Raw genomic sequence first — 24,114 nt, 5'->3', positions numbered from 1 at the left:
TGTTCAGATTATAAAAGTGAATTTTGCTCATTAGATACGCTCTGGCACGGCATGGTCTGCACGTTTAAACCACTGCATGGCGACAAAAGCGATGATAAAGCCCGGAATTGTACCGTATATAATGGTTAGCACAAAGAGTGAAAGCACCGACAAACTTACCGGGAACAGTGAACTTGACTGCAGATTAGCCAGGTATGCTGTATCCAGCCCGGTAACATACAGCACCAGGAAAAGAGCCAGTATGGTAGAGGAAACTACACCTGTGGTCGCTCCTATGGCCAAGCCCTGGAAATAGTTGATGTTCCCTCCCTTCGCTTTCTTAAATTGAGAAATAGCCACTGCTATACCTATAATCAGGAAAACAGCGCTAAGGAAGGAGAGCTCTATTCTGTTTTGCAGGTTGAGCAGGCGCATGATCAGAAAAAAGAGCACGTGCGCTATACCTACGAAAATACCATATTTAAGCGATACCTTTTGATATGTGATTTTTGATAGTGCCATATGAATACTATTTTGATATAAATCCTAAGTTTTTAAAATGAACAGATTAGTTGCACGATTGGTTATAAAACAGAGCTTGCCTTGCGCAATGCTCTTCAAAGCAGGTGCAATCTGCCGTATATAATTAAATCAATATACTAGAGAAAGTGGCGTGGCGTTGTGATTTAAGCCATAAATTTTTCAGAATATAGCCCGAATTGCTTCATTTAAAAGCAATTAACCAACCCATAGCCACGCCTTAGCCCATTGGTTTACAGCAATTTGAAAAAAAGACGGTTTTTATTTCGTAATTTTGCACCGCAATCGTTTCATATACTCATTTTAAGCTATCTATGATCAGCACCAACAATGTAAGCCTGTCTTATGGCAAGCGTACCCTGTTTGAAGACGTAACCATCAAGTTTTTGCCTGGCAACTGCTATGGCCTTATCGGGGCTAATGGCGCGGGCAAGTCTACCTTTCTGAAAATACTTTCCGGTGAAATTGATCCCAATACCGGGACTGTAGAGATACCAGCCAACGCTCGTCTGGCAGTACTGAAGCAGAATCACTTCGAGTACGACGAATTCCCGGTTTTGCAGACGGTTATCATGGGCCACAAGCGCCTGTTTGATATCATGCAGGAAAAAGACGCCATCTATGCCAAGGCAGACTTCACAGATGCTGATGGAGAGCGTGCTGCTGAGCTGGAAGGCGAGTTTGCAGACCTTGAAGGCTGGAATGCTGAGTATGAGGCAGCTGAACTCCTGAGCGGACTTGGCATCAGCGAAGACCTGCACTACTCACTTATGAAAGACCTGAGCGGTAGCGAGAAAGTACGTGTACTCCTGGCCCAGGCCCTCTTCGGCAACCCGGACATCCTGCTGCTGGACGAACCAACCAACCACCTGGACGCCGAGTCGATCATGTGGCTGGAGAACTTCCTGGACAATTTCCAAAACACAGTGATCGTAGTATCGCACGACCGCCACTTCCTTGACGCCGTGTGTACACACGTAGCCGACATCGACTTCGGTAAGATCAAGATGTTTGCCGGTAACTATGGCTTCTGGTACCAGTCGAGCCAGTTGGCTTTGAAACAGCGTGCCGATGCCAATAAGAAGACAGAGGACAAGCGTAAAGAACTCGAAGAATTCATCCGTCGCTTCAGCGCCAATGCCTCTAAATCGAAACAGGCGACCTCACGGGCCAAATTGCTCGAGAAACTGACCGTAGAAGACATTCAGCCTTCATCACGCAAGTACCCATACATCGCTTTCAAACCAGAGCGCGAAGCCGGTAACCAGATACTGCATGTGGAGAACCTGAGCAAGTCAGTTGACGGCCAACCGATCTTCACCGATATCTCTTTCATGGTAGACAAGGGCGACAAGATCGCTGTGATTGGACGAAACGACATAGCCGCTTCTACATTTTTCAAGATTCTTTTTGAAGAAGAGCGCCCTGATTCTGGTGAGTTTAAGTGGGGCACGACTATCACTGCTTCATTCTTCCCGAAAGATAACCAGGAGTTTTTCGATACCGACCTGAATCTGGTGGATTGGCTGCGTCAGTACTCTACTGAGAAAGATGAAAGCTTTATTCGCGGTTTCCTGGGCCGTATGCTGTTCTCGGGCGAAGAATCGCTCAAGAAAGCCAACGTGCTGTCGGGTGGTGAAAAAGTACGTTGCATGTTCTCACGCATGATGCTGCAATCTGGCAATGTGCTCGTGTTTGATGAGCCCACCAACCACCTGGATCTGGAGTCGATCACAGCACTGAACAACTCCCTGCGTGATTTCGATGGCACCATTTTGTTCTCCTCACACGACTTGCAGTTTGTGGACACTATCGCCAACCGCATCATCGAGCTGACACCGGGTGGCATCATCGACAAGCGCATGGGCTACGAGGAGTACCTGTCAGATGACAACATCAAGGAGCTCCGCAAAAAAATGTACGCCACAGCTAAGGTATAGCGTATATACCTGCGACAACCTGTAATAAAGCAAGATATGCCGCTACGCTATAGTTACAAACTACTGGGCCATGACCGCTGTGCTGCCTGCTGGGCAGCACAGCGGTCATGGCCCAGACAGAACCCGACACGGTGCGCCGCAAACGTGAACTGCCTACAGGACCAACTGTGGAGCCCCAGCAGCAACGACAGCCCCGTGTGATACAGCCGCAAACCCAGCCTGAGGTAATCCGCCCCCAGGTGGTTCGCCCGGGAGAAGAAGCACCACAGGCGCTGATCGATCGCATGTTCTGGGGTGGTAGCTTTGGTTTGCAGTTTGGCACATTTACCAACGTATCACTACTGCCAGTGCTGGGCTATCGTGCTACTGAAACCTTTTGGCTAGGTATAGGCGGTGTATATCATTACAGGAGGTTCAGGGGCGACAGCATGCACAACTACGGCGGCCGCGTGTTTGCGCAGCAGCAGGTATTTGAAAACTTCGTGATTCATGGTGAATTTGAGCAACTGAGTGTGGAACTTCCTTTGATGAATTACAATACAGGAGTGTATGAGTTCAGCAGGCGCTTTATAGGTATACCTATGGCAGGACTTGGCTACAGGCAAAAAATTGGCGAACGGGGTGCAGCAGATATATTGCTACTTTACAACTTCAACGACTCCTATGCCTCGCCTTACTCAAACCCGGTTATCAGAGCCGGTTTTAGCTTTCCTTTCAGAAAGTAATCTTACTCAGAGGCATAAAACAGAAAAGGCTGCAATTACTTGCAGCCTTTTCTGTTTTTGAGTTAGTATTATCAGCCCCGTATGAGTCGTAGCAATACCACGATCACGGCGATCACCAATAAGATGTGAATCAATCCGCCTACAGCATCAGGGAATCCGAGGAATCCGATCAGCCAAAAAATAACTAGCACAACGGCTATGATATACAATAAATTTCCCATAGTTTTAAATATTTTAATTTCGAAAATATAGTCTGTTATCCTATCTAACGTAGTTACGCTATATAGGTTAAGCGCCTCGTATCAGTCGCAGCAGCACTGCGATAACAGCCAGCACTAAAAGTACGTGGATAATACCACCTACAGCGTCAGGGAATCCGAGGAATCCGATCAGCCAAAAGATAACTAGCACAACGGCTATGATATACAGTAAATTTCCCATAGTTGTTTAGTTTTAATTTCTCCTATTCAATGCATTGAAAGCAAAACCGTCTGCTTTGTTTTCAAAACCGGGCTATTGACCAGCTTTGCATTTTTTTGTTTTAAGCTTTTTACGAGCTCTATACTTTAAAGGATGTATATAATCGCATTTTTTTGTATACTTTAAACCAATATTTTATTTATCAATTATTATGTATCACCTAAAACAGGTCGATATTTCTTTGATTTACAGTTAAATCAGCACTTCGGTTACAAATAAAATTGCCTGACATAATTTTGTATAGAATATTAACTATACCTGGTACCTTCAGGTAACACATCTGCCTTTACAGGACCCTAAAAATTGAAGTCTTCCAAGAGAAATGTTTTTAAAACCGATGTTTGTCCGAATTCTATTAGCTTTGTAATAGATTTCTAACTACACGCATATAGTACTATGAAGAAAATAGCAGTCATTGGTTCGGGCACTATGGGCAACGGCATCGCCCACGTGTTTGCCCAGAATGGTTTCTCAGTTTCATTGGTTGACATTTCGGAAGAGGCGCTCAACAAGGCACTCGCCACTATTACTAAAAACCTCGACCGCATCATGGCCAAAGGCAACCTGACGGAAGAGCAAAAAAATCAGACATTAGACCGAATCAGCACAAATACTGATTTGAAGCAGGGTGTGCAGGAGGCTGACCTGATTGTAGAGGCAGCCACCGAAAATGTAGATCTTAAGCTGAAGATTTTCAAAGACCTGGATGCCTTTGCCAAGCCAGAGGCGATACTGGCCAGCAATACCTCCTCTATCTCCATTACTAAAATCGCTTCGGTAACCAACCGCCCGGATAAAGTAATCGGTATGCACTTCATGAACCCGGTGCCGGTGATGAAACTGGTTGAGATTATTCGCGGCTATTCTACATCTGACGAAGTGACCAGCCAGGTGATGGACATGTCGCTGCAGTTGGGCAAAGTGCCTACTGAGTGTAACGACTACCCAGGTTTTGTTGCCAACCGCATCCTGATGCCGATGATCAACGAAGCCATCTACTCCCTCTATGAAGGTGTAGCCGGCGTGGAAGAGATCGACACCATCATGAAACTAGGCATGGCGCATCCGATGGGACCGCTGCAACTGGCAGACTTCATTGGGCTGGACGTATGCCTTTCGATCCTGAACGTGCTGCACGATGGCTTTGGTAACCCGAAATACGCCCCATGCCCACTGCTGGTAAACATGGTGCAGGCTGGTCATAAAGGCGTGAAGTCAGGACAGGGCTTCTACTCCTGGACGCACGGCAGCAAAGAACTGATTGTGGCGGACCGTTTCAAGAAAAAGCATTTCGCGCAATAACCATGGCACAAACCTTTAATGTAGTAGGCTGGTTTGAGATACCGGTGACAGATATGCCGCGGGCCATTCGATTCTATGAATCCGTCTTGGGCTATACCTTGCACTACCAGCCGGTGGGCGAAGAGGAAATGGCATGGTTCCCCTGGTCGGATGAAGGTTCTGGCGCTCCCGGCTCTCTGGTAAAGCACGACAAGCACTATACACCTTCAACCGAGGGAACGTTGGTGTACTTCTCCTCTCCTTCCGGTGACCTGGCTAACGAACTGGCCAGGGTTGAGCAAGCAGGCGGGAAAGTGCTGCAGGACAAAACCCTGATAGCGGAAGACATCGGCTTTATGGCCCTGTTCCTAGACACCGAAGGTAACCGAGTTGCCCTGCATTCAAGAGGCTAGGCTATATTAATGATTTAAGCTATACCCTAAAAATAGAAATCCCCCTGCTGATATGGCAGGGGGATTTCTGTTAAATAAAGGGAATTATAGAAATTAAACAGCTACTGCATTTTCACGAAGCGCATCGTTGAGTGACGTTTTCAGGTCAGTACTCTCCTTGCGCTGGCCAATAATCAGGGCGCAAGGCACCTGGAAGTCACCTGCAGGGAATTTTTTGGTATAGGAACCGGGTATCACAACAGCACGCGGTGGCACATAACCCTTGTACTCTTTCGGCTCGCTACCTGTCACGTCAATGATTTTGGAACTGCCTGTGATAGTTACACCTGCACCGATCACTGCTTCTTTACCGATGCGGCAACCTTCTACCAGGATGCTGCGCGATCCGATAAAGGCTCCGTCTTCGATGATCACCGGGGCCGCCTGTACAGGCTCCAGCACACCGCCCAAACCAACGCCTCCACTCAGGTGCACATGCTTGCCCACTTGAGCACAGCTACCTACAGTCGCCCAGGTATCTACCATGGTACCCTCTTCTACATAGGCGCCGATGTTCACGTAAGATGGCATCATGATCACGCCTTTGGCAAGGTAAGCACCGTAACGGGCCACCGCATGCGGCACGACACGAACACCCAGCTCGGCATAGTTCTTCTTCAGAGCAATCTTATCATGAAACTCAAAGGGTCCCACTTCGATCGTTTTCATGGCCTGGATCGGGAAGTACATCAGCACCGCTTTTTTTACCCACTCGTTTACTTTCCAGTCGTTACCTGCCGGCTCTGCCACACGCAGACGTCCTTTATCAAGCTCTTCTATGACAGCGCGAATCGCTTCAATCGTATTCTGTTCTTTCAGCAAGTCACGGTTTTCCCAGGCCTGCTCTATTATCTGCTGTAATGCCATGCTATTTTTCGTTTTTAGAGAATGAATGCGTAAAAGTATTAAATTTAGGCGATGTCTGAAAAGAGAATCCTGCTAGCCTCGCTCCTGAAACCTATAAATGATACCCGCCTTTACGAAAAGCTGGGCTTGTCACTTAGCAAACTAGCGGACCTGAGCATCCATGTAGCCGGTTACGAAGCACCTTTACCTGCCGGAGCACCGGCCAATATGCACTTCCACCCGATCTTCCGGTTTCGCAGGCTGAGCGCGGGCCGTATGGTTGCCCAGCGTGACTATTACCGTCTGCTGCAGCACATCAAACCACAGGTAGTTATTGTAGGCACACACGAACTGTTGCTACCCACCCTGCTGTATAAAGCCAGGTATGGCGCCAGGATCATTTACGACATACGGGAGAATTATAGCCTCAACCTGCGCGCACAGCACAATTACAGCTGGCCTCTCAAGCACCTACTGGCCCTGGCGGTACGAAGTGTTGAAAAGATAACAGCCAACCACACAGACCACTTCCTGCTGGCTGAGATTAGTTATGCCGATGAACTTCCCTTCATCAGCAACCGCTATACCTTTATCCAGAACAAGTACAAAGGCAATCCGATCGAGCCTGCAACGCCGGTCAGCCTGCCAGCTAATGGGCAGTTGCGCCTGATCTACAGTGGCACTATAGCAGAAGAGTACGGGATATGGGAGGCTATTGGGCTGGCAAAGCAACTGCAGGCGGTTCGGGGAAATGTAAAGCTGACCATTATTGGCTACTGTGCCAGCAGCCATACCTTGACGAAACTCAGAGAAGCCTGCCAGGCACTGCCTTTCGTAGAGCTGATAGGCGGTGACAAACTGGTACCGCACCAGGCTATTCTGCAGCAGATAGAGAAAAGCCATATTGGTTTGTTGCCCTATCGACCCAATGCCAGCACATTTCGTTGCATCCCTACCAAGCTATATGAATACATGGTCTTCGGACTACCTATTCTGATCCAGGAAAACCCTTTGTGGAAAGGTATAGTAGAGGGAAACGAGGCGGGCATATCTGTTGACTTTATCCAAATAAACATAGACGAGCTCACCAAACAGTTGACCACCAAAGCCTTTTATCAATCAGGTATACCTGCTTCCATTTATTGGGAAAGCGAAGAAGTAAAACTACTACATGTCATCAACCAACTGTTAGCTCAGGTATAGGCAACATTAAAAATTATTTTTAGACGAATCTAAATTGAAATAGAATCAGTATATTTGTAAAGCTAAACCTTATATTATGCGAAATTCAAAGATAGCTGGCGTAGGCCATTATGTACCTGAGAAGGTGGTCACCAATTTTGATCTGGAAAAACTCATGGAAACTTCTGACGAATGGATCCGTGAGCGAACAGGTATACAGGAGCGTCGCTATTTCCAGGAAGGGGTAGATACGACCTCCAATATGGGAGCCAAGGCCTCCATGAAAGCACTTGAAATGGCCGGCCTGAAGCCTGAAGACGTAGACATGATCGTGTTTGCCACCCTCAGCCCGGACTATGTGTTTCCTGGCTCCGGGGTGCTCATGCAACGTGAAATGGGACTAAAAGAAATACCAGCGCTGGATGTGCGCAACCAATGCTCTGGCTTTGTGTATGCACTTTCGGTAGCAGACCAGTTCATCAAAACCGGCATGTATGACAACATTCTGGTGGTAGGCTCCGAGATTCACTCGAACGGTCTGGACTTCTCTACCCGCGGCCGTAACGTATCGGTAATCTTCGGTGACGGTGCCGGTGCGGTGGTCCTCACTCCCTCTGAAAGCAACGAGCGCGGCATCCTGTCCACGCACCTGCACTCCGATGGCGAGTTTGCTGAGGAGCTGGCTGTGATCGATCCGGGCAGTACCAAAAAGGACCGCCTGACGCACGAGATGATCGATGAAGGCACGATTTACCCTTACATGAACGGCAACCAGGTGTTCAAACACGCCGTGACACGCTTCCCCGAGGTAATTGAAGAAGCACTTAATAAAAATGGATATAAGGCATCTGATGTAGACATGCTTATACCGCATCAGGCCAACCTGCGCATCACCTCTTACATACAGCAGAAAATGGGGCTCCCAGCCGAAAAAGTGATGAGCAACATTCACAAGTATGGCAATACTACTGCAGCTTCTGTACCGATCGCTTTGAGCGAAGCCGTGCAGGAAGGACGCATCAAAGAGGGTGACCTGGTATGCATGGCAGCTTTCGGCTCCGGCTTCACCTGGGCCTCTGCGCTTATCCGTTGGTAATTTATGATTGAGTGGTTACGTGAGTTAGTGATTGTAGATAAAGTATGATATATGAATCTTACATTTTTAAAGGATAAATTATATCAAACTATAAACAATCACTAACTCACGCAATCATTCAACCACTCAGTCAACAAGCCGCTCAATCACTAACTCACGCAACCGATTATTCACTCAATTAAAAACCTGTGCATAGTTTTACTGAAGAAAACTACATCAAAGCCATATACAAGCTTTCGGATGGCGGCAACCGTGAGGTGAACACCAATGCTATTGCAGATGCGCTGGACACCAAGGCTGCGTCGGTAACCGATATGCTGCGGAAGCTCAGTGCCAAAGGTATAGCCGACTATGTGAAGTACCGTGGTGTGACGCTGACCGGGAAAGGCGAACGAGTGGCTTTACAGATCATCCGCAAACACAGGTTATGGGAGGTTTTTCTGGTAGAGAAGCTGAAGTTCAACTGGGATGAAGTGCACGATATGGCGGAGGAACTGGAGCACATCAACTCTGATCTGCTCATCAGGCGGCTCGATGAATTCCTGGGCTATCCAAAATTTGACCCCCACGGCGACCCTATTCCTACGGAAGACGGCGAGATGAATACCAAGCAGCAGTGCCTGCTCGCTGACCTGGAAGTAAACAGTTCCGGTACCGTAGTAGGCGTCAATGACTCCCAGCCGCTCTTCCTGCAATACCTTGACAAAATGGGTATATTCCTGGGAGCCAAAATTAAAGTAATAGACAAGATACCTTATGACAACTCGCTGGAAATAAACCTGGAAAACAAAAAGAACCTGGTGGTATCCAGTGAGGTGGCCCGCAATATTTTTCTGTCTGCCTAGCATGAGAGCCTTTACTCTAATCCTAAGCCTGTTAATGGTTATGCTGATGGGTACGGCCTGTTCACAGGTTGATAGCCGAGGCGAGGTACCCGCCGGAAAGCGGATGCGGATCGTGACTACGACAGGTATACTGAAGGACGCCGTCGCGAACATAGTGGGCGACGCGGCCGATGTGGACGCGATCATGGGCAGCGGCGTCGACCCGCACTTGTACAAGGCTACCCAGGGCGACCTGAACATGCTGACAGAAGCCGATGTCATCATTTACAACGGGCTGCACCTGGAAGGCAAAATGGGGGAAGTGCTGGAAAAGCTGAGCCGCTACAAAACGGTGTTGGCCGCGACCGCAGGTATACCTGACCACCAGTTGCTAAAGTCAGCGGAGTATGCCGACAGTCATGACCCGCATGTGTGGTTCGATGTATCGCTTTGGATGCAGTTGGTAGGGCACCTGAGCAGTGAACTCCAGAAGAAGGACCCGCAGCATGCAGCGGTATATCAGGAGCAAACAGCGGCCTACCTGCGTGAACTCTCAGCCTTGCACAACGAAACCAAAGCCGCCATTGCCTCCATACCGGAGCAGCAACGCATCCTGATCACGGCGCACGATGCTTTTGGCTACTATGGCGAGGCTTACGGCATAGAGGTGCGCGGACTGCAGGGTATCTCTACCCTATCTGAGTTCGGTCTGCAGGATGTGTCTTCGCTGGTCAAGTTTATAGTGGCCAACAAGATCAAGGCAGTTTTTGTGGAGTCTTCGGTATCGCCGAAAGCCATTGAGGCCGTGGTGCAGGGCAGCAGCAAACGCGGGCACACTGTGCGTATTGGCGGCACTCTTTTCTCTGATGCCATGGGCGAAGAGGGCACCCCGGAAGGCACCTATACCGGGATGGTGCGGCATAACACAAACACGATTATAACTTCTTTAAAATAAGAAGGCTATCCTATGATACTTCAAGTAAAAAACCCAGTAGTAGAAGTACACGACCTGACGGTGAGTTACGACCGCAAGCCGGTGCTGTGGGGCATTGACCTCACCCTGCCGGCCGGTGCGCTCGTGGGTGTGATCGGTCCGAACGGCGCAGGCAAGTCTACCCTGATCAAGGCTATGATGAACCTACTACCAGTGAGCAGTGGCTACGTGCGCATCTTTGACCAACCGCTGAAGCAGGTATACAGCCGCATCAGCTACGTACCCCAGCGTGAGTCAGTGGACTGGGACTTTCCGGCTTCTGTGTTTGATGTGGTGCTGATGGGCAGGTATGGACAACTGGGTCTATTCAAACGCCCGCGCAAAGCAGATAACGACGCCGCCATGGAAGCGCTCGAAAAAGTAGGTATGCAGGGTTTTGCCAACCGGCAGATCTCACAGCTGTCAGGTGGACAGCAGCAGCGGGTGTTCCTGGCGCGGGCACTGGCCCAGAATGCCGACATCTATTTCATGGACGAGCCCTTCGCGGGCGTCGACATAGCCACCGAAACGGCCATCATTCAGCTGCTTCGCCTGATGCGTGATGAGGGCAAGACTGTGATCGTGGTGCACCATGACCTGCAGTCCGCCTCTGATTACTTCGATTGGGTGGTATTGCTCAACATGCGCCTGGTAGCCTCCGGCCCTACCGAGCAGGTGCTGAACCAGGAGCTATTGGAGCAAACCTACGGCGGCAAACTCACCCTGCTCTCCAAAGTAGGTGATCTTCTCCGCAAGCAGGAATTCCCGGCGAGGGAGAAAAGTTAATTTTTGAATGAGTGATTGAGTGAATGAGTGATTTAGAAGGTATGGCCTGTAGGGACAGATCGCGAACTGTCCGAATCATGCACCAAGCAATTAAAGAATAACAATCAAACCCATGCAGGACTTCATAGAGTTTTTCTCCTTCACCGATGCCAACATACGGTACGTGACGCTGGGCTCGGTGCTGCTGGCTGCGAGTTCGGCGGTGGTGGGCTGTTTCACGCTGCTGCGCAAGCGGACGCTGGTGGGCGATGCCGTGGCACATGCCGTGCTGCCAGGTGTCTGCCTGGCCTTTATCCTGTCAGGCACCAAAAACCCCTTCATCCTGCTGATCGGCGCATTTGTAACGGGCTGGCTTTCGCTGGTGGTGATCGATTACATCACTTCCCGTTCACGCATCAAGGAAGACACAGCCATCGGGCTGGTGCTCTCGGTCTTCTTTGGGATTGGTATCCTTTTGCTTACTGCCATACAGCAGACCGGCAATGCTGCTCAGAGTGGACTCGACAAGTTTCTGTTTGGTAGTGCGGCTTCGCTTATCGGCGAAGACCTGATCGCTTTTGGGGTGGTAGCAGTATTGCTTCTGGTTGCCGTCGTACTATTCTTCAAAGAACTTACCCTACTCTGTTTCGACCAGGCCTATGCCCGCACCATCGGCTTCCCGGTACGCGGACTGGAGTTACTTCTCACAACGCTCACAGTTTTTGCAGTAGTGGTCGGTATACAGGCTGTAGGCGTTGTACTAATGGCCGCTATGCTGATCACACCGGCTGCTGCGGCTCGCTTCTGGACCGAAAACCTGAAAGTCATGCTGGTACTTGCTGCGCTGATAGGGGCATTTTCAGGTATAGCGGGCGCCTTTGTCTCATACACGGCCCCTTCTATGCCGACAGGGCCCTGGATTGTGCTGATCGTGTCGATGATTGCGATCCTGTCGTTCGCCCTTGCTCCCGGTCGCGGCTGGATTGCCCGTATCTTGCGGCAGCGACGCAATAAAACGCGAATTCTGGAAGAAAACCTCCTCAAACTACTCTACCAGTTAGGTGAACTCCGACAGGACTATGACAGTGCCCGCAGTCTGGAAGAATTACTGGAAAGACGCAATATACCCAGGAAGGAAGCCATACGCGGATTACAGAAACTAAAGCGGCAAGGTTATCTCCAAAAAGAGGACAAGCGCTGGTTGCTGACACCGGAGGGCGAAAAACGCGGTCGTCGGGTTGTACGCCTCCATCGCCTATGGGAGCTATACCTGACGCAGTACCTGAATCTGGCCTCCGACCACGTGCATGAAGACGCCGAGACCATCGAGCACATCATCACCCCGGAACTGGAACAGCGACTCATCGAAGAGCTTAATTACCCTGATCTCGATCCGCACAGCGCGAGGATTCCATAAAATTAAGTGAATGAGCGATGGAGTGAATGAGTGATTTATAAATTTAATATCCGCAAAATAAGGTAGAGAACTGACCAAATCACACAAGATATTTTATAAGAATTAGGTAAAAGGCATCTCGCCTACGAGAATGAAAATTTCATAATATAAAATAATCACTCATTCACTCCATCGCGCATTCGCTAACTATAATAATACATGAACGCATTCTGGATCATATTGACGGGAAGTTTGGTAGCCACATGCTGCAGTCTGTTGGGTTGCTTCCTGATACTGCGGCGCATGGCCATGGTGGGCGATGCTATTTCGCATGCCGTGCTGCCGGGCATCGTGATCGCTTTTATGTTTACAGGCTCGCGTGATACCATTCCGATGCTGATCGGGGCCGGTCTGCTGGGTGTGCTCACCACTTTTCTGATAGAGTTCTTCCACCGCTTTGCGCGGGTACAGGCAGATGCGGCCATTGGCGTCACCTTTACCTGGCTTTTTGCCATCGGCATCATTCTGATCTCCGTATTTGCCGGTCAGGTGGACCTGGACCAGGACTGCGTGCTTTATGGTGAGATAGCCTATGTACCGCTCGACCTGATCATCACTGAAGGAGGCCTGAGCATGGGTCCCCGCACTGTCTGGATGCTGGCAGTAGTTACCCTGCTTATTGGGTTATTTATTGTACTGGGGTACAAGGAGCTTTTCCTGACCACCTTTGACCCGGCTTTTGCGGCAGCCATAGGCATTTCCACTTCCTTGTGGTATTACCTGCTGATGGGTGCCGTGTCGCTTACAACGGTGGCTTCATTTGAGTCGGTGGGCGCTATTCTGGTGGTGGCTTTTCTGGTTGCTCCACCTGCCACGGCCTACCTGTTGACGGATGATTTCAAGACCATGCTGGGTATTTCAGTCCTGCTAGGGACCATTGCCTCTTTTGCCGGGTACTACCTGGCGGTTTGGCTCGATGGGTCCATTGCCGGCGCCATCGCTACCGTGACAGGTATAGAGTTTCTGCTGGCCTTCCTTTTTTCACCTACCCACGGCAAACTGCGCCGACAGAAGCGTGTGCAAACCGTAGGACATTAGATTGAAAACAAGGTATAAAGCAACCTATATAAAAAGCATAACTTTAAGCGTTCTGATTCAAAGATAACCTGCTATGCTACAGAAAACATTCCTCCTGCCATTGCTAGCACTGCTGCTATTCTCCAGCTATACCTGGCACAATGTATCGCCTGACGAAAATACTCCTCAAAAAGAAGTTAAGATTAATTGGCTCAGCATAGAAGAAGCTGCTGAAAAGATCAAAAAGCAGCCTCGGAAAGTCGTGATTGATGTGTATACCGACTGGTGTGGCTGGTGCAAAAAGATGGACAAGTCTACCTTCACTGATCCTGCGGTGGTGGCTTACATTAACAAGAACTACTATGCCGTGAAGCTTGACGCTGAGGGCAAAAAGCCGATCACCCTCAATGGCCATACCTATACTTTCAAGGAACAATACCGGGCACACGAGTTGGCTATAGCCCTGCTACAGGGACAGATGAGTTACCCGACTACCGTATACCTGGACGAAAAGTTCAACATGCTCACACCCGTACCTGGTTACCTCGATGCCTCCACCTTTCACAAAATCCTGACTTATTTTGGGGACAACCATCACAAGAGTAAAACCTGGGAAGAGTATAGCAGGAAGTAGGATTCACGAATGTTTCATGAAGAATGCCTGATTTATGCGTAATTTTGTGTTTTAAAACACCTGCTATACCTTGACCAATCAGCTCATACATACAGATACCATTGCAGCGGTAGCCACAGCGTCCGGAACAGGCGCCATCGCGGTGATCCGCCTTTCGGGCCCGGAAGCCATCACCATCACCAATTCAGTTTTCAAAGGAAAAGACCTCACCCAACAAGCCAGCCATACCATCCACTTTGGAACGCTGCGCGATGGGGACAAGATTGTCGATGAAGTGCTGGTCTCGCTCTTTGTGGCTCCTCACTCCTACACCAAGGAAAATGTGGTGGAGATTTCCTGCCACGGCTCTGACTTTATTGTGCAGCAGATCATGCAGCTGCTCCTGAAAAAGGGTGCCCGTCTGGCCAATGCCGGGGAGTTTACGAAACGTGCTTTTTTGAACGGACAGTTTGACCTGGCACAGGCAGAGGCCGTGGCCGATCTGATCGCCTCTGACTCCGCTCTTTCGCATGAAGTGGCCATGAAGCAGATGCGGGGCGGGTTTTCGCAGGAGATCAAGCGACTGCGGGCCGAACTGGTGCATTTTGCCTCCATGATCGAGTTAGAGCTTGACTTTGGGGAAGAGGATGTGGAGTTTGCCGATCGTGACCAGTTGCGTATCCTGATCCTGAACATTCAGCAGATCATCCGCGAACTGCTCAAGTCTTTTGAGCTGGGCAATGTGATCAAGAACGGCGTACCGACTGTGATCGTGGGCAAGCCAAACGCTGGTAAGTCTACTCTGCTCAACAAACTACTCAACGAAGAGAAAGCCATTGTATCGGATGTGCCTGGTACGACACGTGACTTCATCGAAGACGAGATCAACATCGGGGGAGTGACGTTCCGCTTTATCGACACAGCCGGTCTGCGCGAAACAACCGACAAAGTGGAAGCCATCGGCGTGGAGCGCACCATGCAGAAGCTAAGCCAGTCTTCCCTGATCATCTACCTGTTCGACATCACCGACACGACGCCGGAAGCACTGCGGTCAGAACTGGAAGTGCTTAATCCTAAGAAACTGCCTTTCCTGCCGGTAGCGAATAAGATTGACCGGGCCTCGCCGGAAAAACTGGCTGCCTTTGCAGGTATAGAAGGTATGGTGCAGATATCCGCCGCAGAGGGCGCGAACCTGGAGGACCTGAAGCAAGCGTTGGTGGACAAGGTGAACCTGGGCAAACTAAATACACAGCAGCAAACCATCGTGACCAACCTGCGTCACGTCGACAGTCTGAACAAAACCTATGAAGCACTGGACGATGTGCTGAACGGGCTGGGCCTGGGTATGAGCGGCGACCTGGTGGCAGCTGATATACGCCGTGCGCTTTACAGTCTAGGCCAGATCACCGGAGAGATCACAACGGATGATTTGCTGGACAACATCTTCACAAAATTCTGCATCGGAAAGTAGACCAGAAAATACTTGACCATACCTTCAATGCCTGATTACCAGCTGTAATCAGGCATTTTTCTATTACTGACACATGCTTTTAAACTAACCGTCCTGGCTTTAGATAGCTCACATATAACAGGGCGGCACTCCATATAAAAGCGGTAAAAGGTATGAATTCTTTTTAACCTTATTCAATCATGCTGATTTAGGTATAGCCTCCTTTGCAACTACTGTAAAAATTCATATCATTACGTAGCATTTTTCTCTAAAATCAATGCAAAGGAGCCATTTTAAAAGTATACTCCAACCAACCAATTTTTGCCCTTCTTCTACCTATACTATGAATATAAGACACCCCCACCCCACACCACTTCGGCACCTGCTCCGACTCTGTGTATGGCTGTTTTTACTTTGCGTGTTCAGTTGCCGAAGCAAGAGCGATGAATTGCGGCTGCAAAGCAAGAATTTTGAGCAGGAAATCGCCCGGGAACAAAACCTGGTCTTCCTATTTGACAAAGACCTGGTAGGCGATTCGCTTTTGAACCAATGGGATACAATTCCATACCTGACCATCACGCCAAGGGTGGACGGCAAGTATAAATGGACGGCTCCTAACGAACTGGTGTTCTCACCAGACAAACCCTTTGCCCCTACTACGAATTATAAAGCGGAGCTAACAGAAAATCTGCTACGCCACACAACTGAAAAGTATAAGATACCCGCCGGTCAGGGCCTAACTTTCCATACCCCCTACCTCCGGCTGCATCAGGTAAAAAGCTATTGGGTGACAAATGAGAACAATCCGAACCAGCTCGAGGCCAGTTTACAGCTCGACTTTAACTATCCGGTGCTTTTCCAGGAATTACGGGAACATCTAAAAGTATATGCAGGAAATAAAGAGCTACCCATAGAGCTGGCCAGCGGTAACCGAGACAATGTGACCATTCGGGTTAAAAATGTGGCAGGACAAGAGGATAAAGAGATCCCGCTGCGACTGCACATTGCCAAGGGCCTGAGCGTGGCAGGAAGCACCTCTCAAACTGACCAGACCATAGAACGGGATGTACTCTTGCCAAGCCGCCAGCGTATGATGGTAGCCGAGGTGGTGACCGCATTGGAAGAAGGCCAGGAGCGCATCTATATCCTTACCACGCAGCCTGTTACCAATAGCAACATCAGCAACCTGATCGAAGTTAGCCCGCGCCGGGAGTATACGGTGGAGCGCCTGCAAAACGGTTTGGTACTGAAAGGTAACTTCAACCAGAACAGCACCTATACCCTCACCCTCTCCGGTGACCTGGCAGGTATGGCCGGAAAGCCGATGGGCCAGCCTTACCGGCACAGCGTCACGTTTGCCTCAACGCAACCAAGCATCAGTTTTGCCAACGGAAAGAGTATATACCTCAGCAGCCAGGGTGCCCGCAACATCGCCCTCAACCTGAGCAACGTGCCGCGCATAAAAGTGAGCATCAGCAAGGTATACGAAAACAACATTCTGCACTATCTGCGCGAGGGTAAAATGTATGACGGCTACTACGACGAGGAAACGGAAGAGTACTACTCCAGCTCCTACTACGATGTGAACGAAAACAGCGGCAACACACTTTTCGAGCGCGAGTACAACACCGAAAGCCTGCGCAAGCAAGGCAGCTCCTACCTGCTCAACCTCAACCTGCACGACCTTGATTTCGATAGCCAGTTCAAAGGATTGTATGTGATCACCGTGGCCAGCACTGATAAAAACTGGCTGAAGGATTCCAAAATTGTGTCGGTGTCGGATATTGGTTTGATCGCCAAGCAGGGCAAGGACGAAGTAGTGGTATTTGCCAATTCCATTCGCGAGGCCAGCACCCTGGACGGGGTTGAAATTCGCTTTATCAGCACCAACAACCAGGTGGTGCACAAAGCCACGACTGACAAGGATGGGGTGGCCCGGTTCAGCAACACCGGCACAGCAGCACCTGATTTTAAGATCGGCATGATCACGGCCCGCAAAGGTGACGACTTCAATTACATGCCCTATAGCCAGACCCAGGTAAATACCTCCCGCTTTGAAGTAGGTGGCAAACGCCTGACCGATCTGAACTATGATGCCTTCATCTATGGAGATCGCGATCTCTACCGCCCCGGCGACACCATTCATGTCAACACGGTGGTGCGCACGCCGGACTGGAAAACGGTGGCAGGCTTGCCTATTAAAGTGAAACTGCTCTTACCCAACGGCAAAGAGTACCGCAGCACCAAAGGCAAATTGAACAACCAGGGTGCCAGCGAAACCAGTTTCATCCTGAACGGAGCTGCTGTCACGGGTACTTATACCCTGGAGGTATACTCCGGCAACGATGTACTGCTGAACGCAAAGAAGATAGGGGTAGAGGAGTTTATGCCCGACCGCCTGAAGGTGACGGCTGTCCTCAACAAAAGCACTTACAATGCCGGCGAGAAGCTTGTACTTAACCTGACGGCGCAGAACCTGTTCGGCCCCCCGGCCGCTAACCGCAACTACGAAACGCAGCTCAGCCTCAAAAAGAAAACCTTTGAGGCCAAGCGCTACCCAGATTATACTTTTGATATCCATACCTCCGGCTCCATCAACATCCAGACCAGCACCCGCCAGGGAGAAACCGACGCGCAGGGCAAAGGGCAGGAAACTTTTGAGCTGGAGAACTTCAAAGACATCGGCTTATTGGACGGCTCACTTTATACTACTGTTTTCGATGAAACCGGCCGACCAGTAAACCGCCTCAACAAGTTTGACGTGAGTACGCAGCAGGCTTTTTACGGTATCCGGAACTTTGATGACTATGTGAGTACCCGCAGCGCACTCAACATTCCGCTAATTGCCCTCGATCGCACTGGTTCACCGGTTAAGACCACAGCCAGAGTGCAACTCGTGCGCTATACCTACGAATCGGTGATTGCTCGTCATAGCGACGAGTACAGCTACAGGTCGCAGCGCAGAGAGCAGGTCATCATTAATCAGGATATGCAAATACCTGCCAATGGCGCTGTGTTCAATTTCACCCCTGTTACTTCCGGGCAGTATGAAATTCGGGTGATGCGTCCGGGCGCCTACAACTACGTGGCGCAGGAGTTCTATGCCTACGGCTGGGGCGATACCGAAAGCACCTCCTTTGCCGTGAACACCGAGGGCGAAGTAGATATATCACTCGACAAAGAAAAATACGAGGTAGGCGACCAGGCTAAAGTTTTGTTCAAGTCTCCATTTGCCGGGAAGATTCTGGTGACGGTGGAACAGAACAAAGTGCTGAGCTACTACTACCTCAAGACCGACAAAAAAGCCGCTTCGCTTACCCTGCCGATCAAAGACGAACACCTGCCAACAGCCTACATTACCGCCATTGCCCTGCGCCAGGTTAAGGACAACCAGATGCCACTGACCATTGCCCGTGGATTTAAACCCCTTAGTGTTACCAGGAAGAGCACGCAGTTGTCTGTTGCCATACAGGCACCCGAAGCGTCCCGCTCCAGCCGTGTGCAACAGGTGAAGGTGAAAACGGCGCCAAACGCTGAAGTGACCCTGGCCGTGGTGGATGAAGGCATTCTGCAGATAAAGGATTACCAAACACCTGACCCGCATGGCTTCTTCTACCAGAAGCGGGCGCTGGAAGTGACGGGCTATGACCTGTACCCCTTCCTGTTCCCGGAACTTGGCAACCGCTCCAGCACTGGCGGCGACGGTTACGATTTGGCAAAACGCATCAATCCGCTCACCAACAAACGGGTAAAGCTCGTGTCGCTGTGGAGCGGGCAGTTAAAGGCAAATGCCAGCGGCGAGGCAGCCGTAAACGTGCGTATACCTGAGTTCTCGGGGGCTGTGCGCATCATGGCCGTGGCCTATAAGGACAATGCCTTCGGCTCTTCCGAAAAGATGATGCGGGTGTCAGATCCGGTAGTGATCAGCACGGCCCTGCCTCGTTTTGTGAGTCCCCGCGACACGATCCTGGTGCCGGTTACGCTCAGCAATACCACCACAAGCAAAACCACAGCCGCCAGCACCATCGCCGTGACAGGCCCGCTGCGTGTGGTAGGCGAAACCCGGAAATCCGCAGGTATAAACCCGAACACCGAGGCGCAGGTAACTTACAAATTAGTAGCTACTCCTGCCATCGGGCAGGCTACAGTGAAAGTGACCGTCAATGCCCTGAACGAGTCTTTTGTCAGCAACACCGATATCACGGTACGCCCTATCGCACCACTGACCAAAGTAGCGGATGCTGGCAGCGTGAAAGACGGCGCCACAGCCGACATCAAACTGGCCAACGACTTTATACCTTCGTCGGTGTCGGCCAAGCTGGTGGTGAGCCGTTCTCCGCTAGCACAGTTTACGGATGACATTACCTTCCTGCTGCGCTACCCGCATGGTTGCCTGGAGCAGACTACTTCCACGGCTTTCCCGCTGCTCTACTACACTGACCTGGCCCGTTCGCTGCAACAGGACAACAAGAGCCGCAGCTTCAACCCGAACTACCTGGTGCAGGAGGCTATCACCAAAATTGAGCTGATGCAGCAATATGACGGCGGATTTACTTACTGGCCCGGCGGCACCTACACCGACTGGTGGAGCAGCACCTATGCCACGCACTTCTTGCTGGAGGCGAAGAAGGCCGGCTTCCCGGTAACGCAGGATGTCCTTGATAAGGCGGTGCGCTACCTGCAGCAAAAGGTAAAGGGCAAGGCCATGGAAGAATACCGTTACTACGATGCCAGCCGCCAGGTGAAGAGCAAGTATATCGCCGCCCGCGAAACCACTTACTCACTCTACGTGCTCAGCATTGCGGGCACGGTGGATTGGTCGACCATGAACTACTACAAGGCCAAACCGGAATTGCTGTCGCTGGATGCCCGCTACCTGCTGGCCAGCACCTACGCCCTGAACGGCAGCCGCGAAAGCTTCAACCAGATTCTGCCCCGCTCCTTTGCCGGCGAAACCTCTGTACGTGCCCTCGGCGGCAGCTTCTACTCACCCATCCGTGACATGGCGATCTCGCTGAACAGTTTGATTGAAGCTGACCCGGACAACCCGCAGGTCGGCACACTGGCCCGACATTTATCTGATGAACTGCGCTCTAAGCGGTGGTACAACACCCAGGAACGTGCTTTTGCGCTGATGGCTTTGGGTAAGCTTTCGAGCAGGAACCAGGGCAACCAAACGGCGCAGGTATACCAGAACGGAAAGCAGATCGGCACCTTCTCCGGTAACGACCTGACGCTGACTAATAACATCAGCAGCGGCACGATCAGTATTCGAAGTAAGGGAACAGGCACTGCCTATTATTTCTGGGAACTGGAAGGCATCAGCCAGAGCGGCGACGTGAAGCGCGAAGACAATTACCTGAAAGTACGCAAAACCTTCTTCGACCGCAATGGCAGAGAAATCACTGACAATACCTTCCGGCAAAACGATCTGGTGGTAGTGCGTGTGGAGCTGCAGTCGCTGGACGGCAGAAGCATGCCTAACATCGCCATCACCGACATGCTGCCAGCCGGTTTTGAGATAGAAAACCCGCGCCTGATGACAGCCCGTGAGTTCGGCTGGATAGAAGCGCAAAAACCTGCTACCCCGGATCATATCGACATCCGCGACGACAGGATCAACCTCTACGCCACCGCCAAGCCAGAGCCGCAGTACTTTTTCTACCAGGTACGTGCCGTGTCGAAGGGGACGTTTCAGTTAGGGCCGATCGGGGCTGATGCGATGTATAATGCAGAGTATCATAGCTACTCGGGGGGTGGGGTTGTGAGAGTGAGGTGAGTTTGGGAGTTGAGGAGTTTGAGAGTTTAGGAGTGGATTTCTGCACACACCACTGGCACGCATTGAAAGACATCCTTGTCCCTTGAGCTATGGAACAGATCACCTGTACCAAGTGCACTTAATGACACTCCACTGTTCGAGTGTTCAGCGAGTTTGGAGGGTCTTGACTTTTTTGCTTACTTTTTGTGTCAAGACAAAAAGTAAGGCCCGCCCGGCCAGGGCAGGCGATGAAACAACTCGGCTTGCTATACCTGAATAGCCGCCGCTACGCTAGCAAGAGCAGTTATACCTGGGCCAGAGGCCCCACCATAGTAGACACGAGCGAGGACGCTCGCGCCATGAATTGAAAACCAGTACTAACCTAAATGTCAACACAAAACATAACCTATACCCTACCCCGACGGCTGCTCACTTACAGCAAGCCCTGGCTCCGGTATACGCTACACCTTGTGTTGCTGCTTTGCCTGACCTTTGCCCTTCTCAACCACCTCTACCCACTCAAAGTAAACATATCCTATTCCCCTGTGATCACCGCTTCGGATGGCAGTGTAATCAATGCTTTTCTGAGCCGGGATGATAAGTGGCGTATGCAGCTGGAGCCGGACGAGATCAACCCGGTCCTGAAAAAGGCGGTGCTGCTGAAGGAGGACAGGTATTTTTACTATCACCCCGGCGTCAACCCCTTTGCCATTAGCAGAGCCTTTGTCAATAACCTGCTGCAAAACAAAAAAACCTCAGGCGCCTCTACCATTACCATGCAGGTGGCACGGCTGCTTTATCCGCAAAAGCGTACCTATGCGAACAAGCTTTACGAGATGTTTCGGGCACTGCAGCTGGAGTGGTATTACAGCAAAGACGAAATTCTGCAACTATACCTGGATCTGGTGCCATTTGGTGGAAATATTGAAGGCGTAAAGGCAGCCTCTGTGCTTTATTTTCAGCAGTCGCCCAGGCAATTGAGTCTGGCGCAGGCGGTCACGCTGACGGTTATACCTAACAAACCCTCTTCGCTACGCATTGGGGAGCAGAATGAGCGGATCGTGGACTTCCGGAACAAGTGGTTGCGCTTCTACCAGGAGCAAGGGGCCTTCCCGGCATCGGAAATTGAGGATGCTTTGCTGGAGCCGCTGGAAGCTCACAGGCAACAGGCTCCCAAGGTGGCCCCGCACTTCGCCTACCGTATGTTCCGCAGGTATAAAAACCACCCGATTGTCAAAACCACGCTTAACCGACAGGTACAGGAAAAGGTGGAACAATTGGCATACAACTACATGCAGCGGCTGCGCTACCAGAACATCCACAATGCAGCCGTGCTGGTGATCAACAACCAGACCCGGGCTGTTGAAGCCTACCTGGGATCAGCTGATTTCAATGACTTTGCGCACCACGGGCAGGTGGACGGAGTAAGAGCAGTCCGCTCCCCTGGCAGTACCTTAAAGCCATTCCTCTACGCTGCGGCTTTCGACAAAGGTCTGCTTACACCTAAAACCATGATCACCGATGTACCTGTAGATTATGCCGGGTACCGTCCGCAGAACTATTTTGGCAACTACAATGGCAATGTGACCATAGCGCATGCCCTGGCTACTTCGCTCAATGTGCCGGCGGTGAAAGTGCTCGACCAGTTGGGCGTCTATACCTTTGTGCAGAAACTGAAGCAGGCGGAGTTTTCGGAGATGAAACGCAAGGGCAACCAACTAGGTCTGTCTCTGATCTTGGGAGGGTGTGATGTGAAACTGGAAGAGCTGACTTTACTCTATTCCGCTTTTGCAAACCAGGGCAGGTATAGCCACATCAGATGGTTACAGGAAGACACAACAGAACAGGAAACTCAACTATTATCGCCGGGAGCTGCTTACATGACGAATCAGATTCTGACACAACTCACCCGTCCTGACCTGCCGCACAATGCGCACAACAGTCCGAACCTGCCCAAGATCGCCTGGAAAACCGGCACCTCCTATGGGCGCAAGGATGCCTGGAGCATCGGCTACAACAAGAAGTACACGGTGGGCGTGTGGGTAGGCAATTTCTCCGGCGAAGGGGTGCCCGAACTCAATGGCACCGACTCAGCCACTCCCCTGCTCTTCGACATCTTTAACAGCATCGACTACAACTCCACCGCCGGGTGGTTTCAGCAACCAAAGGGCATTGGTTTAAGAGCGGTGTGTGCCGAAAGCGGCAGCCCGGCCAACAGTTTCTGCCGAAACCAGGTGCTGGATACGTTCATCCCCGGCATCTCCTCTACCCGGAAGTGCAGCCACCTGAAACGCATTGCTGTTTCTGAGGACAAAAAGCACAGCTATTGCACCAGCTGCCAGCCAGCGACAGGATTTGTGCAGCAGCTATACCCGAACCATGCTCCGGAACTGCTTACCTTTTTTGATGCAGAGCGGATTCCCTATACGCCAATTCCGGCGCACAACCCCAGTTGCAGCCGCATTTTTAAGGAGTATGCTCCCATTATTACTTCTCCGGCTGCTGGTATGGAGTACTTCATGGAACAGGAAGAACGTCAGCAACTGATGCTGCATAGCAATGCCCACAACGAGGTGAAGCAGGTATACTGGTACATCAACGACAAGTTTCTCAAAGCCACAGCCGCCAACGAAAAAGTGTTTTTTGAGCCGAAAAAGGCCGGCAGGTATAAGATCTCCTGCACCGATGACCAGGGAAGGAACACGGATAGTTATATTACCGTGAAGTTTCTATAGGC

The 24,114-nt window shown here is 50.7% G+C and carries 20 protein-coding genes; 16 read left to right on the top strand and 4 right to left on the bottom strand.

The genetic code is table 11. The annotated features are described in order from the left end of the window. Positions 1–30: 30 nt before the first annotated feature. Positions 31–501 (bottom strand): DUF4199 domain-containing protein, encoded by a 471-nt coding sequence (locus BW972_RS07860; protein ID WP_007660463.1) that lies wholly within the window; start codon positions 499–501, stop codon positions 31–33. A gap of 332 nt (positions 502–833) precedes the next feature. Here BW972_RS07860 and BW972_RS07855 point away from each other — a divergent pair, with 332 nt between their 5' ends. Both BW972_RS07855 and BW972_RS07850 read left to right on the top strand, forming a co-directional pair. After that, positions 834–2,459 (top strand): ABC-F family ATP-binding cassette domain-containing protein, encoded by a 1,626-nt coding sequence (locus BW972_RS07855; RefSeq protein WP_007660462.1) that lies wholly within the window; start codon positions 834–836, stop codon positions 2,457–2,459. Between the two features lie 107 nt (positions 2,460–2,566). Next, entirely contained in the window at positions 2,567–3,184 is a 618-nt protein-coding gene (locus BW972_RS07850; RefSeq protein ID WP_234986323.1) for a hypothetical protein, read from the top strand. 71 nt (positions 3,185–3,255) lie between these two features. On the opposite strand, the gene BW972_RS19725 is transcribed toward BW972_RS07850, so the two are convergent. Both BW972_RS19725 and BW972_RS19720 read right to left on the bottom strand, forming a co-directional pair. Further along, a complete protein-coding gene (locus tag BW972_RS19725; protein WP_007660460.1) occupies positions 3,256–3,405 on the bottom strand; it encodes a lmo0937 family membrane protein in 150 nt (49 codons plus the stop codon). Positions 3,406–3,472: 67 nt separating this feature from the next. Beyond that, a complete protein-coding gene (locus BW972_RS19720; protein ID WP_007660459.1) occupies positions 3,473–3,625 on the bottom strand; it encodes a lmo0937 family membrane protein in 153 nt (50 codons plus the stop codon). 435 nt (positions 3,626–4,060) lie between these two features. Between BW972_RS19720 and BW972_RS07845 the strand changes: the two genes are divergently transcribed. Both BW972_RS07845 and BW972_RS07840 read left to right on the top strand, forming a co-directional pair. Further along, positions 4,061–4,966, top strand: a complete 906-nt coding sequence (locus BW972_RS07845; RefSeq protein ID WP_007660458.1) for a 3-hydroxybutyryl-CoA dehydrogenase — start codon at positions 4,061–4,063, stop codon at positions 4,964–4,966. A 2-nt stretch (positions 4,967–4,968) separates the two neighbouring features. Next, on the top strand, positions 4,969–5,358 hold the full coding sequence (locus BW972_RS07840) for a VOC family protein (RefSeq protein ID WP_076421707.1): 390 nt from the start codon (positions 4,969–4,971) through the stop codon (positions 5,356–5,358). Positions 5,359–5,451: 93 nt separating this feature from the next. Here BW972_RS07840 and BW972_RS07835 read toward each other — a convergent pair whose 3' ends face one another. Continuing rightward, positions 5,452–6,264, bottom strand: a complete 813-nt coding sequence (locus BW972_RS07835) for a 2,3,4,5-tetrahydropyridine-2,6-dicarboxylate N-succinyltransferase (protein WP_076421706.1) — start codon at positions 6,262–6,264, stop codon at positions 5,452–5,454. A gap of 51 nt (positions 6,265–6,315) precedes the next feature. Here BW972_RS07835 and BW972_RS07830 point away from each other — a divergent pair, with 51 nt between their 5' ends. The 12 genes from BW972_RS07830 to pbpC all read left to right on the top strand — a co-directional run bounded on the left by BW972_RS07830 (position 6,316) and on the right by pbpC (position 24,112). Further along, complete coding sequence (locus tag BW972_RS07830) at positions 6,316–7,446, top strand: glycosyltransferase (protein ID WP_076421705.1); 1,131 nt, start codon at positions 6,316–6,318, stop codon at positions 7,444–7,446. Between the two features lie 76 nt (positions 7,447–7,522). Beyond that, positions 7,523–8,521: a 3-oxoacyl-ACP synthase III family protein gene (locus BW972_RS07825; protein ID WP_007658843.1), complete on the top strand. Its 999-nt coding sequence runs from the start codon at positions 7,523–7,525 to the stop codon at positions 8,519–8,521. Positions 8,522–8,709: 188 nt separating this feature from the next. Beyond that, positions 8,710–9,366 carry a metal-dependent transcriptional regulator gene (locus BW972_RS07820; RefSeq protein WP_007658845.1) on the top strand — a complete coding sequence of 219 codons (657 nt, stop codon included), beginning with the start codon at positions 8,710–8,712 and terminating at the stop codon, positions 9,364–9,366. A gap of 40 nt (positions 9,367–9,406) precedes the next feature. Beyond that, entirely contained in the window at positions 9,407–10,300 is an 894-nt protein-coding gene (locus BW972_RS07815) for a metal ABC transporter solute-binding protein, Zn/Mn family (RefSeq protein WP_234986322.1), read from the top strand. A 12-nt stretch (positions 10,301–10,312) separates the two neighbouring features. Continuing rightward, positions 10,313–11,104 (top strand): metal ABC transporter ATP-binding protein, encoded by a 792-nt coding sequence (locus BW972_RS07810; RefSeq protein WP_007661231.1) that lies wholly within the window; start codon positions 10,313–10,315, stop codon positions 11,102–11,104. Between the two features lie 112 nt (positions 11,105–11,216). Next, positions 11,217–12,500, top strand: coding sequence for a metal ABC transporter permease (locus BW972_RS07805; RefSeq protein WP_076421703.1), 1,284 nt, complete (start codon positions 11,217–11,219; stop codon positions 12,498–12,500). Between the two features lie 198 nt (positions 12,501–12,698). After that, on the top strand, positions 12,699–13,577 hold the full coding sequence (locus BW972_RS07800) for a metal ABC transporter permease (protein WP_076421702.1): 879 nt from the start codon (positions 12,699–12,701) through the stop codon (positions 13,575–13,577). Between the two features lie 73 nt (positions 13,578–13,650). Continuing rightward, positions 13,651–14,190 (top strand): thioredoxin family protein, encoded by a 540-nt coding sequence (locus BW972_RS07795; protein ID WP_007661091.1) that lies wholly within the window; start codon positions 13,651–13,653, stop codon positions 14,188–14,190. Positions 14,191–14,260: 70 nt separating this feature from the next. After that, positions 14,261–15,640, top strand: coding sequence for a tRNA uridine-5-carboxymethylaminomethyl(34) synthesis GTPase MnmE (mnmE, locus tag BW972_RS07790; RefSeq protein ID WP_076421701.1), 1,380 nt, complete (start codon positions 14,261–14,263; stop codon positions 15,638–15,640). 322 nt (positions 15,641–15,962) lie between these two features. Further along, on the top strand, positions 15,963–21,398 hold the full coding sequence (locus tag BW972_RS07785; RefSeq protein WP_076421700.1) for an alpha-2-macroglobulin family protein: 5,436 nt from the start codon (positions 15,963–15,965) through the stop codon (positions 21,396–21,398). Between the two features lie 185 nt (positions 21,399–21,583). Beyond that, entirely contained in the window at positions 21,584–21,745 is a 162-nt protein-coding gene (locus tag BW972_RS19880) for a hypothetical protein (RefSeq protein ID WP_159439849.1), read from the top strand. Between the two features lie 18 nt (positions 21,746–21,763). Beyond that, positions 21,764–24,112: a penicillin-binding protein 1C gene (gene pbpC / locus BW972_RS07780; RefSeq protein WP_076421699.1), complete on the top strand. Its 2,349-nt coding sequence runs from the start codon at positions 21,764–21,766 to the stop codon at positions 24,110–24,112. The last annotated feature ends 2 nt before the right edge of the window (positions 24,113–24,114 follow it).

This window comes from Pontibacter lucknowensis, from assembly GCF_900156415.1.
Classification (GTDB): domain Bacteria; phylum Bacteroidota; class Bacteroidia; order Cytophagales; family Hymenobacteraceae; genus Pontibacter; species Pontibacter lucknowensis.
The sequence above is the reverse complement of the archived record's forward strand: the minus strand, read 5'-3'. Positions and strand labels throughout refer to the sequence as shown.

Coding starts and splice junctions, on each gene's coding strand:
- BW972_RS07860 (WP_007660463.1), bottom strand. CDS start 501: ATGGCACTATCAAAAATCACATATCAAAAGGTATCGCTTAAATATGGT.
- BW972_RS07855 (WP_007660462.1), top strand. CDS start 834: ATGATCAGCACCAACAATGTAAGCCTGTCTTATGGCAAGCGTACCCTG.
- BW972_RS07850 (WP_234986323.1), top strand. CDS start 2,567: ATGGCCCAGACAGAACCCGACACGGTGCGCCGCAAACGTGAACTGCCT.
- BW972_RS19725 (WP_007660460.1), bottom strand. CDS start 3,405: ATGGGAAATTTATTGTATATCATAGCCGTTGTGCTAGTTATTTTTTGG.
- BW972_RS19720 (WP_007660459.1), bottom strand. CDS start 3,625: ATGGGAAATTTACTGTATATCATAGCCGTTGTGCTAGTTATCTTTTGG.
- BW972_RS07845 (WP_007660458.1), top strand. CDS start 4,061: ATGAAGAAAATAGCAGTCATTGGTTCGGGCACTATGGGCAACGGCATC.
- BW972_RS07840 (WP_076421707.1), top strand. CDS start 4,969: ATGGCACAAACCTTTAATGTAGTAGGCTGGTTTGAGATACCGGTGACA.
- BW972_RS07835 (WP_076421706.1), bottom strand. CDS start 6,264: ATGGCATTACAGCAGATAATAGAGCAGGCCTGGGAAAACCGTGACTTG.
- BW972_RS07830 (WP_076421705.1), top strand. CDS start 6,316: ATGTCTGAAAAGAGAATCCTGCTAGCCTCGCTCCTGAAACCTATAAAT.
- BW972_RS07825 (WP_007658843.1), top strand. CDS start 7,523: ATGCGAAATTCAAAGATAGCTGGCGTAGGCCATTATGTACCTGAGAAG.
- BW972_RS07815 (WP_234986322.1), top strand. CDS start 9,407: ATGCTGATGGGTACGGCCTGTTCACAGGTTGATAGCCGAGGCGAGGTA.
- BW972_RS07810 (WP_007661231.1), top strand. CDS start 10,313: ATGATACTTCAAGTAAAAAACCCAGTAGTAGAAGTACACGACCTGACG.
- BW972_RS07805 (WP_076421703.1), top strand. CDS start 11,217: ATGCAGGACTTCATAGAGTTTTTCTCCTTCACCGATGCCAACATACGG.
- BW972_RS07800 (WP_076421702.1), top strand. CDS start 12,699: ATGAACGCATTCTGGATCATATTGACGGGAAGTTTGGTAGCCACATGC.
- BW972_RS07795 (WP_007661091.1), top strand. CDS start 13,651: ATGCTACAGAAAACATTCCTCCTGCCATTGCTAGCACTGCTGCTATTC.
- BW972_RS07785 (WP_076421700.1), top strand. CDS start 15,963: ATGAATATAAGACACCCCCACCCCACACCACTTCGGCACCTGCTCCGA.
- pbpC (WP_076421699.1), top strand. CDS start 21,764: ATGTCAACACAAAACATAACCTATACCCTACCCCGACGGCTGCTCACT.